Source organism: Pedobacter metabolipauper, assembly GCF_004362715.1.
GTDB lineage: Bacteria > Bacteroidota > Bacteroidia > Sphingobacteriales > Sphingobacteriaceae > Pedobacter > Pedobacter metabolipauper.
The window spans coordinates 59,869-75,623 of the sequence record NZ_SNYC01000008.1 but is presented as its reverse complement, the minus strand read 5'-3'; the positions used below and the strand labels follow the sequence as shown (position 1 = coordinate 75,623).

Annotated in this window: 12 protein-coding genes; 7 read left to right on the top strand and 5 right to left on the bottom strand. The window is 42.2% G+C overall.

Going from position 1 to position 15,755, the window contains the following annotated elements; genetic code table 11:
- Window positions 1-2: 2 nt before the first annotated feature.
- Window positions 3-1,061 carry an endonuclease/exonuclease/phosphatase family protein gene (locus ATK78_RS20775; RefSeq protein ID WP_243732595.1) on the top strand — a complete coding sequence of 353 codons (1,059 nt, stop codon included), beginning with the start codon at window positions 3-5 and terminating at the stop codon, window positions 1,059-1,061.
- On the opposite strand, the gene ATK78_RS20770 is transcribed toward ATK78_RS20775, so the two are convergent.
- Window positions 1,058-2,323 (bottom strand): DUF1501 domain-containing protein, encoded by a 1,266-nt coding sequence (locus ATK78_RS20770; protein WP_133578060.1) that lies wholly within the window; start codon window positions 2,321-2,323, stop codon window positions 1,058-1,060. The genes ATK78_RS20775 and ATK78_RS20770 overlap by 4 nt on opposite strands.
- Before the next feature lie 17 nt (window positions 2,324-2,340).
- Window positions 2,341-4,353 (bottom strand): DUF1800 domain-containing protein, encoded by a 2,013-nt coding sequence (locus ATK78_RS20765; protein ID WP_133578059.1) that lies wholly within the window; start codon window positions 4,351-4,353, stop codon window positions 2,341-2,343.
- Window positions 4,354-4,524: 171 nt separating this feature from the next.
- On the opposite strand from ATK78_RS20765, the gene ATK78_RS20760 reads away from it, so the two are divergent.
- From ATK78_RS20760 to ATK78_RS20735, 6 genes are all read left to right on the top strand, one after another.
- The gene (locus ATK78_RS20760; protein ID WP_133578058.1) at window positions 4,525-5,406 is read left to right on the top strand and encodes a cupin-like domain-containing protein; all 882 of its coding nucleotides are present in this window, start codon (window positions 4,525-4,527) and stop codon (window positions 5,404-5,406) included.
- Window positions 5,407-5,505: 99 nt separating this feature from the next.
- Window positions 5,506-6,387, top strand: coding sequence for a cupin-like domain-containing protein (locus ATK78_RS20755; RefSeq protein ID WP_133578057.1), 882 nt, complete (start codon window positions 5,506-5,508; stop codon window positions 6,385-6,387).
- 84 nt (window positions 6,388-6,471) lie between these two features.
- The gene (locus tag ATK78_RS20750) at window positions 6,472-7,569 is read left to right on the top strand and encodes a vWA domain-containing protein (protein WP_133578056.1); all 1,098 of its coding nucleotides are present in this window, start codon (window positions 6,472-6,474) and stop codon (window positions 7,567-7,569) included.
- 28 nt (window positions 7,570-7,597) lie between these two features.
- The gene (locus tag ATK78_RS20745) at window positions 7,598-9,091 is read left to right on the top strand and encodes a sigma 54-interacting transcriptional regulator (protein ID WP_133578055.1); all 1,494 of its coding nucleotides are present in this window, start codon (window positions 7,598-7,600) and stop codon (window positions 9,089-9,091) included.
- A gap of 16 nt (window positions 9,092-9,107) precedes the next feature.
- On the top strand, window positions 9,108-10,361 hold the full coding sequence (locus ATK78_RS20740; protein ID WP_133578054.1) for a metallophosphoesterase: 1,254 nt from the start codon (window positions 9,108-9,110) through the stop codon (window positions 10,359-10,361).
- Window positions 10,362-10,381: 20 nt separating this feature from the next.
- Complete coding sequence (locus tag ATK78_RS20735) at window positions 10,382-11,266, top strand: UbiA prenyltransferase family protein (protein ID WP_133578053.1); 885 nt, start codon at window positions 10,382-10,384, stop codon at window positions 11,264-11,266.
- A gap of 183 nt (window positions 11,267-11,449) precedes the next feature.
- Here ATK78_RS20735 and ATK78_RS20730 read toward each other — a convergent pair whose 3' ends face one another.
- From ATK78_RS20730 to ATK78_RS20720, 3 genes are read right to left on the bottom strand one after another with little or no spacing between them, the layout of a single operon-like run.
- Window positions 11,450-12,139 carry a response regulator transcription factor gene (locus ATK78_RS20730; protein WP_133578052.1) on the bottom strand — a complete coding sequence of 230 codons (690 nt, stop codon included), beginning with the start codon at window positions 12,137-12,139 and terminating at the stop codon, window positions 11,450-11,452.
- 5 nt (window positions 12,140-12,144) lie between these two features.
- Window positions 12,145-13,818, bottom strand: coding sequence for a sensor histidine kinase (locus ATK78_RS20725; protein ID WP_133578051.1), 1,674 nt, complete (start codon window positions 13,816-13,818; stop codon window positions 12,145-12,147).
- Between the two features lie 9 nt (window positions 13,819-13,827).
- The gene (locus tag ATK78_RS20720; protein WP_243732594.1) at window positions 13,828-15,648 is read right to left on the bottom strand and encodes a S9 family peptidase; all 1,821 of its coding nucleotides are present in this window, start codon (window positions 15,646-15,648) and stop codon (window positions 13,828-13,830) included.
- Window positions 15,649-15,755: the final 107 nt, after the last annotated feature.

Genomic DNA, 15,755 nt, shown 5'->3' with positions numbered 1-15,755 from the left:
TTTTGGATCTGCTTCAAAACGTCCTGTTTTACACCGGACTCTTTATCGTAATGGCCTCTCTTGTTCCGCTGATACGCCATGATTTTTGGATCTTTCGGGTTTTTGAATATCCCCGTTTGCAAAAGCTTACGGTTAACCTGGTATTGATCCTGATCTATGTTATTTTTATTCCTTTAAATGCAAGCAGGGAATATGTGATGCTTGGTGTACTGTGCCTTAACCTGGCTTACCTCGGCTGGCTCATCTTTCCATTCACCGTTTTATCCGGTAAACAGATCGTAGGCAGCAGAAAGGCCCCCGGAGATATAAATATTAAACTGCTCATCGCGAATGTATATCAGGAAAATAAAGAATCTGATTCCTACCATACGCTAATTAAGCAATGCAATCCAGACCTGCTCTTGATGGTAGAAACAAATAAATGGTGGATGGAGCAGATGGACCGCATCGGTAAAGATTATCCGCATCAAATTAAAGTACCTCTGGAAAATACATACGGCATGTTATTATACTCGAGGTTCGAGTTGGTAGATGGTGCTGTACGTTACCTGGTAGAAGACGACATTCCGTCTATTGAAACGGAAGTTAAATTACCTTCCGGAGACCTGGTAAAATTGTTCTGTTTACATCCACGCCCTCCCGTTCCACAAGAAAATCCACAATCTACAGAGCGGGATAAAGAAATATTGATGGTTGCTAAAAAGGCAAAGGATACCAAAGGGCCAACCATTGTTGTCGGGGATTTGAATGATGTGGCATGGAGTTACACGACTGAGCTTTTTTCAAAGATCAGCGGATTACTGGACCCACGTAAAGGACGCGGCTTCTTCAATACCTTTAATGCCAAGTATTTCTTTTTACGTTTTCCGCTGGATCATGTTTTCTGCTCCCCAGACTTTACGTTAACCGGAATTAACAGGCTTGAAAGATGCGGCTCAGATCATTTCCCGATGTGCATCAATTTACAGTATGATCCTGTAGCCCTTCATAAAAACGACATTCCGGAAGCTACATCAGAAGACAAGGCCCTTGCTGCAGAAAAGATACAAGCAGAAACCTAGCGCATTACACCGATTTTCTTGCCGCTCCAATCGGGGAACAGGACCTTATCATTGTGGATGCCCAGGTGACGGTCTGCCACTTCACTAAATACACCGCGAAAATCTGTCGTTACCGCAAGGTCACGCCCATCTTCCAGGTTTTCAACAGCCAAAGGATTTACCAGTCCGTGTACCAATCCGCCATTTACGGCATTGCCCAAAATAAAATTGCAGGAAGCCCTGCCATGGTCTGTGCCTCCGGTACCATTTTGTTTTACAGTACGTCCAAATTCAGTCATGGTCATTACGGTTACATCATCCTGTAAAGTACCCATGTCTGCCCAAAAAGCCATCATGCTTTCGCTAAGATCGTTTACATTCCGGGCGAATATGCCAGTTTCAGTACCCTGGTTAAAGTGGGTATCCCATCCGCCAGACTCTGTAAATGCAACTTCCATTCCTACATCCATCTTAATCAGCTGTGCAATTTGTTTCAGCGAATTGCCCAATCCGGTATTTGGATATACGGCATTATTTTCAGGTTTATAATTCTTGGAATCTATTTTCTGCAGCATCTTGATGGCATCAAAACTCTCCTTTCCGGTTTCCTTTAACAGTCCGGAAGAGGTTTGGTCGTACAGATCTTCAAAGCTTTTGGCCGTCATGTTTACAGCCTGGGTATTTCCCTTCATCTGGATGTTAAAATCCTGCAGGTTGCTGATGGCCACCGCCGGGTTATATCCGTAAAATGAACGTGGCAATGATGATGTTAAGCTTACCCCCTGAAAAGGGGTTGCAGCCTCATGTCCAAGTAAACCGACTGCCCGGTTTAACCAGCCACTTTCAGTTCCCTTTTTAAACGGGGTACCAGACTCCATATAGTCCTGGGCATCAAAATGTGACCGGGTAGTATTTGGAGAGCCGATACCATGAACAATAGACATTCTTTTTTCCCGAAACACCGTTTCAAACGCGCTCATGGAAGGGTGCAGTCCAAAACGTCCGTCCAGATCAATCAGTGGTTTATTTGCTGATCCCTTTGCGGCAGACATAAATAGCGTAGGCCGGGCAGCCTTTAAATATTCGTCCGTAAAAGGCGTTACCGCAGCCAGGCCATCCATTGCACCGCGCTGAAAGATACAAACCAATACTTTCTTCCTTTTAAACAACGCGGGGGTTTTCGTTCCGGCAACAGCATCTGCAAGAAACCCAGGGATACCACCCAGTCCGATGCCAAATAATGCCAATCCTCCTGCTTTTATAAATCCTCTTCTTGATGTCATGATCGTCGTTTTAAGTTTTACTTGCGTTGAAATTCTGGTGATCCGATGATCACGCCCACTACTTGTGCCAGCATGTTATTGTTTGCAATCAATGCTTGTTTAGGATTAACTGTAACCGGCTTATCTTTAATCACATTACCCATCTCCATGGTATTTGTATTACCCATTACGGGCTTTTGCAAAGGCACAGGCTGAGGTGCTGCGGTCTTATCTGCTGCATTCTGAACTTTGGCTGTTAGATTGGGATCACTCAACATCGGTTTTAACCGTTCCAGTGTTTTCTCTAAATTACGTTCTGGCAAAATAAGCTTGCTATAGGTAAGCAATGCGGCTTCTGCACTCTCTGGTTCGTGGTTATTGTTTAATGCAAAGAGGTTGATCTTTACACCCGGAATACGCTGAGCTGCCAATGCAAGACCGAAATTCATCCGGTTTAACAAGGCCCCGGTATTGATCCAGTACTGGCCTTTATCAGGGAAACCTGTTGGTGCCTGGTAATAATACATTTTCTGCCCCATCCGGTTGATCCAGTTGAAGAGCTGATATGGCTGGGTTACGTTAGCATCCAGGCTGCGGACCGCACTGATTGCGAGTTCAAAAGGGGATTTGGTCTTTTCTCTCAATGCATCCACTTTCCAAAACTCCGCTGAGGTAACCATGGCAATCATCACCTGCCTGATGTCTCCGTCTGAACTGGTAAATGTTTTCGCCATTTTATCAATGATCCTTTTAGGGGGCTGATCGTTTACAAACCTGGTAGCAAGCTTTGTGGAGATGAATTTTGCGGTAGAAGGATGATGTGCCAGCATGTTTAACAATTGCATTCCTTCTTCATAGCCTCCATTTGCCGGAAAGCGTTTTCCAAGAACCATCTTCTCCTGGTTATCATGACGGGTAGGTACAAACAGGAAATCACCCTGATGTATAAAGCCCCGTTTTTCCAGGTTCTGCTCTCCGATGTTTTCCATTACTTTTTTATAACCGGCACCATAACTACCATCCTCACCAATAGGTGCGATGGTCCATCCCGTTAGCACCCGTGCTGCCTGGGTTACATCATTTTGGGTGTAGCCACCATCAACACCTAAAGTATGGAGTTCCATTACCTCACGTGCATAATTTTCATTTAATCCTGCTCCCGGTTTCTTAAGTACTTTTTTAACCTTACCTGCTGTATCTGAATTTAGGGGAAGTTTGTTTTGGGCATTGGGCTTTTTATCTGCAGGCCTATTTTTCAGGTTAACCCCCATCATCATTTCCGGATTCGCATTTGCCGCCAGTTCTGCCGCAGAAAGCCGCTGTCCCGAGCTGGTATAATTATCCAGGAAGATCAGCATGGCGGGTGACTTAGCGGTAGCAATCAGCAGATCACTAAACTTACCGGTAACATTTGGGCGTATAATATCGCGTTCAAATGATGGCACATATAGTGCACACTGATTCTTTGTAAGTGAAACATTAAAATGATTGAACCAAAAATCGGTTAGTAATTCCTGAAGCTGGTTATTGGTATAGGCCGCTCTTAATATCTTTTGATTGATAAACTGACGGATTAGTTCTTGTTCAGGCTTATATCCCTTTAGATCCATATAGATTTTCAGCTGTGCCCGATATGCTTTTTGGTCGCCTTTATTTACAGAATCGGGATGAATGGAGCCGTCTTTTATGGCCAGCTTCACAAGCTTTGCCTGCCGGGGATACTTATCTTCTACCTGGTTGTTGGTTAGATTGATATCTTCATACTGGACCAGCATTTTATTTAGCGAATCGTCTGGCACATTTCCATCCAGCTGTTGCTGAAACCATTGCTCCAATCCCATTTTCACCACTTCATCCACCGCTTCTTTTGTTGGACCGTAAGTAAAGCGGCTTAAAAGATGGGCCGCAGCCTGTCGCTCAGTTAATCCCGCCTGCTTATAGGGAAAGGCAAAATCTACCGGTTTTTCTGCATTTCTTTTAAATGAAGAGAAGATGCAGGCGATACCTAAAATGGCAATGAACGTATAAATGATCCGGACTGATGTTTTCATACTATAACGTTTAGGAGGTGTAAGGGTATGACAATTAAAACGTTGAAAAGATTAATAAATATACAAATTCTTTTTTTAACGGGTTTTGTCAGGGTTTTTCAATTTTTATACGGCGGAAGAACAACTTTTTCATTTTTCTATAATTTTGCATTGGCTTAACCTTATATTAATATGAAGTTTGATCTATCCCCAATTGATATCGTTGATGATATTTCTAAAGAAGATTTTGAAAAACACTATTTAAATACACGCAGGCCTTTGATCATTAAGAATATGTCAAAGAACTGGCCTGCTTATGAAAAGTGGAATTTAGACTACATGAAAACCGTAGTTGGAGACCGGTCGGTTCCGCTGTATGACAGTTCAAAAGCTGATCCGTCCAAACCGATCAATGCTTCGGCAGCAGAAATGAAGTTTGCGGATTACATCGAACTCATCCGAAATACGCCTACCGACTTACGGATCTTTCTTTTTGACCCCATTAAACATGCTCCGGATCTGCTGGCAGATTATAAAGCACCTAAAGAATTAATGGGCGGTTTTTTAGACAGCTATCCAAATATGTTCTTTGGTGGAAAGGGTTCAGTCACCTTTCTTCATTATGACATTGATCTTGCGCATATTTTCCACACCCATTTTAACGGGCGCAAGCATGTGATCTTATTTGAAAACAAATGGAAAGAGCGGCTGTATCAAATTCCATATGCAACCTATGCATTAGAAGATTACGACGTGGAGCAGCCTGATTTTGATCAGTTTCCTGCACTTAAGGGCGTTAAGGGGGTAGAAGCTTTTCTGGAGCATGGCGATACACTGTTTATGCCTACGGGTTACTGGCATTGGATGAAATATTTAGATGGTTCTTTCTCCATCAGCCTCAGGGCATGGGACAAGTCCTGGGCTGTCAAAACAAAAAGCCTGTACAACCTCACTGTTCAGCGTAAGTTTGATGATTTCATGAAAGCCAACTTTAGAGAGAAGTATATGGAATGGAAAGAGAAGCTGGCTTATAAGCGTGCAAATAAAGCGTTACAAAATCAGGAACCGGTATGATCCGGTAATCTTGTTTTAACAAGTATTTTATCTATGTTTGTTCTAAATAAGGTCGGTAATAGGCATTAAGTCGTTCGCACGTATCTTATTCCCTAAATTATGAGCTTTATTTTAAAGCCGGTAGATACGGTCGAAAACATTTCTCCTGCTGATTTCAAAAAAAACTATTTAGATGCCGGACGTCCGCTTATCATTAAGGGTTTAACTAAAAGCTGGCCTGCAAGGGAAAAATGGACAACTGATTATTTGAAAGAAATAGGCGGTGATCTGGAAGTCCCTCTATACGATAATGCAAAGGCAGATCCGTCAAAACCGATCAATGCTGCCGTTGCGCACATGCGCTTTGGCGATTACCTGGATCTCATTAAAAGGGAACCTACAGAATTAAGGATCTTTTTCTTTAATCTTTTTAAACACGTACCGAGCTTAATTGATGATATCAAGATTCCTAAAGACCTCATGGGCGGCTTTATTGAAAGCATGCCGGCTATGTTCTTTGGCGGTTCCAACTCCGTTACTTTCTTACATTACGATATCGATCTTCCTCATCTCTTCCACACGCATTTTGGTGGTAGAAAGCACATCATCCTGTTTGACAACAAATGGAAAGAACGCTTGTACTGCCTGCCTAATGCAACCTATGCCCTGGAAGATTATGACGTTGCAAACCCTGATTTTGAAAAGTTCCCCGCGCTTAAGGGTGTTGAAGGCTATGAAGTTTTTCTGGAGCATGGTGATACCCTGTTTATGCCTACCGGAATGTGGCATTGGATGAAGTATCTTGATGGTTCTTTTTCACTGAGCTTAAGGGCATGGGATGCTTCTTTGCTCAGAAAAGCGGAAAGCGTGTATAACCTGGCTGTAAAAGGCGGTATTGACAGTATCCTTAAAAAGATATTCAAGGCCCCTTATGCGGTTTACAGAGAAAAAAAGGCCGTTAGGACTGCAGAAAAAGCTTTAGCTAAAGGTTTGCCTAAATAGGTTAACAGCCTTCATAAAATGACATCCGCCTTAAAATAGTCCGGAAGCAAACTTTTAAATTTGTTATTCGTTTATCATGAATATATGAGAGGTTTCCAATTTTCTAATTTCCAGCCGGATGACCTGCCTAAAGGCGGGTTTGATGAATTGCTTAAACTTTTTACACAGCTTCTGAACTATACTGCCGGAGATGCCGGAGAATCATTGGCATGGATGAATGAACTGGATAAGAAATATAAGCTGACCAATAATGAGTATGGTATGGGCGATTTTATTGATGACCTTAAGGAAAAAGGTTATTTAAATGAGAACCCGGCCAATGGCGATCTAAGCATCACGTCTAAAACCGAACAAACGATCCGGAAGTCTGCCCTGGAAGAGATCTTTGGAAAGTTAAAAAAAGCAGGAAAAGGGAACCACAACAGCAATATTTCCGGGATTGGAGAGGAAAAGAATGCAGACCGCCGCGAGTTTACTTTTGGCGACAGCCTGGATCAGATTGACATGACCGCTTCCATTCAAAATGCACAGATCAATCATGGTATCAGTAATTTCACATTGACCGAACGCGATCTGGAAGTTGAAGAGAAGGATTTCAAAACCCTTACCTCTACCGTGCTGATGATTGACATTTCCCATTCCATGATCCTGTATGGTGAAGACCGCATTACGCCTGCTAAAAAGGTAGCTATGGCGCTGGCAGAACTAATTAAAACCAGGTATCCTAAAGATACACTGGACATTGTCGTTTTTGGTAATGATGCCTGGCCAATTACCGTTAAAGACCTTCCCTATTTACAGGTTGGTCCGTATCACACCAACACCTTTGCCGGCCTTGAGCTGGCTGCCGATCTTTTACGCCGCCGAAAAACCCATAACAAGCAGATCTTTATGATCACCGATGGTAAGCCTACCTGTCTCAAAGAAAATGGCCGCTACTATAAAAACAGCATGGGCTTAGACAGGAAAGTGATCAGCAAGACACTGAATATGGCTGCCCAGTGCAAAAGGTTAAATATTCCCATTACTACTTTTATGATTGCACAGGATCCATACCTGCAGCAGTTTGTAAGAGAATTTACGCAGATCAATGGCGGAAGGGCATTTTACAGCTCCTTAACCGGACTGGGTGAATATATATTTGAAGATTACATTAAGAACCGCAGAAAAACTGTCCGTTAATCATTATAGAAGCTGATTTATACCAAGCATGGATTACAACAATATCAAAACATTAGGCCAGTTAAAAGCCACAAACTATAAATCATTAACGGTAAAAGACGAGCTTCGTAAAAACCTGATCAGGCAGCTTCAAAACAAAGAAGCTGGTTTTGAAGGCATTCTCGGTTACGATGAAACCGTAATCCCGGAACTTCAAACCGCTATCCTTTCACGCCATAACATCCTGTTATTGGGTTTACGCGGACAGGCGAAAACACGGATTGCCCGCTTAATGGTAAACTTACTTGATGAGTTTATACCTTATGTAACCGGAAGTGAGATCTTTGATGATCCATTAAATCCAATTTCATGGTATGCCAAACAAGAGATTGCTGCGCATGGCGATGAAACTCCGGTAAGCTGGCAGCACCGCTCTGAAAGATATACCGAGAAGCTTGCTACTCCTGATGTTACTGTTGCCGATTTGATTGGTGATGTTGACCCGATCAAAGCAGCTACGCTTAAACTAACCTATAACGATGAACGTGTAATCCATTTTGGATTAATACCAAGGGCTCACCGCAGCATCTTCGTGATCAATGAACTTCCCGATCTGCAGGCAAGGATCCAGGTTGCCTTGTTCAATATGCTGCAGGAAAAAGACATTCAGATCAGGGGTTTTAAACTTCGCCTGCCTTTAGATGTTCAATTTGTTTTTACCGCAAATCCTGAAGATTACACAAACAGGGGCTCTATTGTTACGCCATTGAAAGACCGTATTGAAAGCCAGATCCTAACACATTATCCGAAAACCATCAGTATATCCAGGAAAATAACGTTCCAGGAAGCTAAGCTTACCGATGAGCAAAAAAGCATTGAGGCTGATGGACTAGTTAAAGATCTGGTTGAGCAAGTTGCATTTGAGGCACGTAAAAGTGAATTCATCGATCAAAAATCAGGGGTATCTGCACGGTTGACCATTTCTGCCTATGAAAACCTGATCAGTACTGCAGAGCGCAGGATGCTGATCAACAGGGAGAAAAATACCTTTGTCCGCCTGTCAGATTTTACAGGGATCATTCCTGCCGTTACCGGTAAAATTGAGCTGGTTTACGAAGGTGAACTGGAAGGCCCTGCAAAAGTTGCAAATACCTTGATCGGCAAAGCCATTAAAACGTTATTTGCACGCTATTTCCCGGATCCTGAAAAAGCTAAAAAAAGTAAAGCCGCCAACCCGTATAATAGCATTACCGAATGGTTTACTGAGGGCAACACCCTGGATATATCGGATTCTTTGACTGCTTCCAAGTATAAGAAAGAACTGATGGGCATTCCGGGATTGTATGACCTGGTTAAGAAATTCCATCCTAAGCTAAGCGAGAACCAAACCCTGCTGCTTATGGAATTTGTATTGCATGGGCTTGCCGAGCACTCGCAGTTGAGTAAGAAATACCTGGAGGGAGGATTTGGTTTTTCTGACATGTTTGACAGTTTATTTAACACCGACCTTGGTGATGATGAGGATGATGTTGATTTCAGATAATTTTAAGTATATATAAATGGGCCGACTGCCACTTCTCTTATTTTTATCCGTTTTCTTACTGGCGTTTGATTACTATTGCTACCGTGCAATTTTAGCTGTATTTAAAACCTGGAAACCAACCACCAGGAAAGTATTTACTATAATCTGGTGGACCTATACCGTGCTGCTCGTTATTGCGGTGTTTGCGTCCATCTACGCCAACTTATATCTAAGTCTGAGGTCAATTATACTTGTTGCTTTCTTTTTGACTGTAGCGTGTAAAATGGTCTTGCTGCCATTCTTACTGATCGACGATCTAAGACGGCTTGTAATCCGTTTGATCCGTGCTTCAAAACCAAAAGAAGCTGCCCGGGATAACCCCATTGCTGTTGGGGAACCAATCAGCCGTTCTTCTTTTCTGATCAAAGCCGGACTCGTTACGGCTGCAGTACCTTTAACCTCTTTAACCTGGGGCATTGCCGCCGGGGCTTATGATTATAAAGTTAAACGAAGAACGCTTGTACTCCCCAATCTTCCGGCTTCATTTGAAGGCATCAGGCTGGGTCAGATCTCTGACATACATTCCGGAAGTTTTTACAACCAGAAAGCTGTTCGCGGCGGGGTGGAACTGTTAATGGCTGAAAAACCTGACCTGATCTTTTTTACCGGCGATATCGTGAATAACCTCGCCAATGAAATGCGAGATTACCAGGATATCTTCAGTAAAGTAAAAGCTCCCTTAGGCGTATATTCTACGCTAGGGAACCATGATTATGGTGAATATCATTTTGGACTGGAGCCCTCTGCTGCCAAAGCCAAGAATCTGCAGGATGTCATTAAGACCCATCAGATCATGGGCTGGGACCTGCTGATGAACGAGCACCGGAGACTAAAGGTTAACGGGGAAGAGATCGGTATTTTAGGGATCGAGAACTGGGGTATGGGCCGTTTTCCTAAATATGGAAGAATGGATCTGGCTACAAAAGATACGGACGACCTTCCGGTTAAGCTTCTCCTTTCTCATGACCCTTCGCACTGGCGTGGAGAAGTGCTGGAAAAGTATCCTCAAATTGACGCCATGTTTAGCGGCCACACCCACGGCATGCAGTTCGGTGTACGAACAGCACATTTTCAATGGAGCCCTGTGCAATATATCTACAAAGAATGGGCTGGCCTTTACACTGAAAAAAATCAGCAGCTGTATGTGAATGTAGGTTATGGATTTTTAGGATACCCTGGAAGAGTTGGAATTCTACCAGAAATAACGATATTTGAATTGAAGCGGGCTTAACTAGATCCCGCTTCCTGCAGATGATTAAAAGGGTATTACTTGCTATTCTTGACTTTCTGCTTTTCAGCAACCTCTTCATCGCCATCTGTGCCGTTGCACAGGGTTTAATTACCTATCATTTACTGAAAGCTCCGCCGGACAGGTATATTCTTGCTTTTCTATTCTTTTCTACGCTCGGCCTGTACAATTTCAGCATGCTGCTGGCCAAACCTAAAAATCCTCAAAGCTCACCATACATACGGGTACGCTGGATCTTTTCACACCACCGGCTGATCATTTCGATCACCCTGATCTCGATTATGTGTTTAATTCCTCTGGGCCTTTGGTACCTGAGCATTGAATCAAAACTGCTAATGGCATTTACCGGTCTGCTGGCAGTCGGCTATAATGTACCTTTTCTCACCCTTAACAACCAGCAAATCGGATTAAGGAATATTCCTGGCATTAAACTTTTTCTAATTGCGCTGGTATGGTCGGTTAGCTGTGTATTGCTGCCTATTGTTGAGCTGGAAAAAAACCTGAACTTACAGATCTCCTCCGCAGACACCTTACTGCTTGTGGCCAAGCGCTTCCTGTTCATCGCGGCTATTACTGTTCCCTTTGACATCAGAGACCTGTTTCAGGACAAGTTGTATGCACTTAAAACAATCCCTGTTATGCTGGGAGAGAAGAAGGCATATGTCTTTTGCCTGGGCTTGCTGGTACTGTATCTTGTTTTGCTGCTTTTATTCAGACAGGCTTCCAACCCCGATATTGCTGCTGTAACTTTAAGTCTGTCCATAACCGGGTGGCTGATCTTTAAAGCCAACATTAAGAAAAATGAATATTATTATTTTCTTTACCTGGACGGCACCATGCTGTTGCAATATATGATGATGCTGTTGTTTAGCTACTTTTCCTTTTAAAGACCTTGTGTCTGCTTTTTAAAAAATACTGAAGCTAAATTAAGATCATATAACCTATTTTAGATCTCTTTAAATTAACATTAGCCAGATCAAGATCTTAATCCCACAACTAATACTCTTCAAATGTCACCCGTACAGATTAAGATCATAGAAGCCTATTGCAGATCTTCCTTTTAAAAAGTACTAAGCCGGATTAAAGCGGTAACCAATACCCCTAACCGTCTGCAGTAACTGCGGGTTATCCGGGTTTAATTCAATCTTCTTACGCAAACGTACAATGTGCATATCCAATGTCCTGGTGTTCACATCAGAATTGTATCCCCATACCACAAGCATAAGTTCATCGCGGTTAATTACCTTGTTTGGATTTCTCAGAAAATACAATAGGATCCGGTTCTCTAATATGGTAAGTTCTATCTTTTTGCCATTTCTATACAGGGTATGGATATTTGGATGATGCTCCATATTACCGAACCGGTGAATCTCCGAACGGTCATTATTTAAAAGGAACTTCACCTTGCTATCCAGCATGGCTACAAGTACATCCATGTTAAATGGTTTGGTTACGTAGTCAGAAACACCGAAGTTATACGCATCGATCTTGTCAACATCCTGCGCCTTGGCAGTCATCATGATGATCAGGTTATCAAAGCCAAGCTTCCGCACCTCCTCACAAACTTCTGCACCCTGTTTGCCGGGAAGCATCCAGTCTAAAAGTACGATATCCGGTTTTTCGCTCATGATGGTCTGCTCTGCTGCATCACCATCACCAACTTCTAAAACATCATATCCTTCTGCCTTTAAACGGTGTACCACTAAAAACCTTAGATTTTCATCGTCTTCAACTATTAATATTTTAATTCCCTTTGACATATCTTTTAATCGTTATCAATATACGGTAATACAATCTTAAACTCTGATCCTTTATTTACCTTACTCTTTACGGTGATCTCACCGTTCATAAAGTTAACCAGTTCCTTACAAAAAGCCAAACCAAGACCAACACTTCCATTTTGATTGTATTGGTTCTGGATCCGGAAAAACTTTTTAAATATATTATTAATTTCTGATGCTGGTATACCAATACCATTATCCGTAAACCGAAGCACCACCTTACCTTTAATCAGCCGTGCGCTGATGTGTAACTTTTTACGCTCCGGCGGAGAGTATTTATAGGCATTCTCTGCCAGGTTATCGAACAGGCTGCCCAACAGCACCGGATCGGTAACAAATGTTTTAAATCCGGATGTTTCATAGGTGAAATTAAAATCGGGATGTTTTAACCGGTGCGATTCGATGGTACTTTCAATGAAGTCGACTATGCTGATCTTATCCTGGTTCAGTTCAATGGCTTTATTCTCAATTTGCGTAAACGCAAGCAGCTTGTTCATTAACCCGTTTAACTTATCTGCTTCTTCATCCAGGATCTTGCCATACATTTTCAATTCCCTTTCGGTAAGCGTGGTGGCGCTTTTGATGTTATTTCCGGCTATTTTAATTACACTTACCGGGGTCTTAAACTCATGGGTAAGGTTATTCATAAAATCATACTGCAGCTTAAACATCTTTTGGTTGATGTTCAGGTTCCTGTAAATCAGAAAGGCAACGAGTACAACTATACTATAAAAAACCAGCAATGCCAGTGCAATAGGCAGGAAATAGCTTCTGATCTCTTTATCTATGAATGATTTTGAAGAGATGAAATAAAGCTTATAATCAGAAAATGGGCCCGGCAGGGTTATCTCTGTTGTTAAATACGAGGTAGAAATGTCTAAAGGATCATAAGTAAGCGGTTCAATCTTGATGTACTGGAATAACAATGGCCGGGTATTGATGATCCTGATCTTGTAAGGGTCCAGGTGGAAAGAGAGCATGTCCTGCTGATAAACAGGCTGCGGATCGAGTTCTTTCCGCATCATACTTTTATACATCTTCAAATCCTCTACCCTCGGAATATTCAGGTAAGTGATCTTATTAGAACGGACATTACTGAAATTGCTAAACAGTTCATCGGGACTGGGCACCCGGCTGGTATCCAGGCTTTCGATATAAGAAGCGAGCTTTAAGGCAAGGGTATTAAAATCATCCCCTACAATGAAGTTCCGTGTATTGTCCCTTGAAAATAAGGCGACAGAATCTTTGGGTACCAGGCTACCAAACTGGTAAATACTTTTTGGGCCGAAAGAGAATTTACCGGTATTCAATCCATCATTTACCGGGCTGTTCCGAACTTCAGAGTCGTAAAATATAACCTTCGATACGAATGGATATTCCAGCAATACGGTATCTACAAAATTCGACGCGGTAGCAGAATCCAGGTAACCATTATAATAAGAGACTTCAGGAAGTTTTTTCTGAAAGAAATCGTTGTAGGGCTTAATACTTTGCTCAAGCACATTTACCTTTTCTGATACAAATTCATTCTCAATAAACTTCGTGCTAAACCGGTACGCAAGAACAAGCGACAGCATAAACAGTACCGACATCAGGATGATGAAGGTAAGGATCAACGAAAAATTCTTACGGTAACCGCTCTTTTTCTCTGATGGCATGAGCCCAATTTACTTTTTTTTCAGGTTAACTTCTAAGAATTGCTCTAAAGCAGCGTAAAACTTTTGTCTTTCCTCCAGGTGACTGCCCGGAAACGAAACCCCGTCATTTTCGAGGTACGTAACATTCACCTTTCTTTTTTGAAGGTTTTTAATGAATTGTACGGTCTCTGCTGAGTTTATATTGGGGTCTTTAATGTTCTGAGCAATAAATACCGGTGCATTGATCCTGTCGGCCTGAAATAACGGGGAGGATTGACGCATCCGGTCTACATCTGTTACCGGGTTTCCAATCATTTCATAATACATCTGGAGGTTTGGTTTTAAGAACGGCGGTATGGATTTCAGGTAGGTAAACAAGTTGATGACTCCAGAGTTTGATGCCGCACACGTGTAGTTACTGCCTTTAGAGTATAATGCATTTAATGCGATGTTACCTCCAAAACCGGATCCATAGATTGCAATTCGTTTCGGATTGGCAATCTTTTCATTGATCAGCCATTGCACCCCATCGTTGATATCCTGCTGGATCTTGCAGCCCCATTGTTTAAACCCTGCAGCAAAAAAAGCCTTCCCATATCCGGATGAGCCCCTATAATTTACCTGAAAAACAGCATATCCGCGGTTCGCCAGAAACTGAACTTCGGCATTATAGCCCCAACTATTCCGTCCGCCAGGTCCATCATGCGGCAGTACCACAACCGGCAGGTTTTGTGCTTTTTTATTGACAGGGAGCGTCAGGTATCCCTGGATGCGCATGCTGTCTTTCGAAACAAAACTAATCGGTTTCATTTCGCTCATTTCATTGACTTTAATCGCAGAGTTAAAGTCGCTTAATTTTCTTAGCTGACCGGTCTTTGCAAAATACAGATAAAAAGATCCGGGGTTCCTGTCGGTAAACGTCCGCACAATAAACACATTTTCTGCCTTATCGCGATCTATGATCCGGGTTTCCGTTTTTGGTAAAAGGTGATCCAGGTTCGTATACAAGAGTTTCACCGAGTCGTCCAAAAAGTGTTTCTCTTTTTTCCAGTTTTCATAGACCACAAATGACATCTTTTGCTTTTTCCGGGAGTACTGCGCGTCTGTAATGTTTATAGAATCGTTACCGAACACTACTTTAAGTTCTTTACCTGTATGACAATCTACCTCTACCAGCGCACTCTTATCACGGTTTACATCAGAAACTGCATAAATAATATGCGGCTGGTTGTGAGAAAAAGCAATGGGCCTGAATGTAGTTTTGAAATTATTTGTCATGATGGGTTTAAAAGAACTGCCCTCATTTTCGCGATAAAGGAGTGTTTCATTTACACCGTCGCTGCTGGTAGCCAGTCTCAGTTTACCTTCAGAATCTGTAATCCAGTCGGTAATGTTTCCTGGATTCTTAGCGGCCATCTCCATTACACCATTGCGTACATTTAAACGGTACACATCAAAAACTGTTGAATCTCTTTTATTGGATGTAACCAATAAATATTTATCATCTATCAGCTGATCCTCCAATACGCGGATCTTGCTCTTTTCATTATTTGTTAACTGGCGTTCGTTACTGCCATCTTTATTGATGATAAAGATATCAGACCTTCTTTTCTGCGGATCGGTCTCTTTGTAGTAAATAAGTTCATTTTTGCTTACCCAAAAATAGAAGTTGATGCTCCGTTCTTTCAGTTGGGTAACCTTGCGGCCTTTGCCCGTTGCAATATTCTCGATGTATAGATTTTGATTTTTACCTTCCAGGACCAAATACGACAGACTGGTTCCATCCGGAGAGATCCGGTATACCAATCTATCCTGTGATTTAAAGAAATCGTCTACAGGTATGATCCTCATGTCACCTTGTTTACATGCAAAGGCAAGTGACAGTAAGAAAAACAGAAGATATCTTTTATAAACGATCATAAGTTATATTCGGACTACAAAGCTACACACACAGGCCC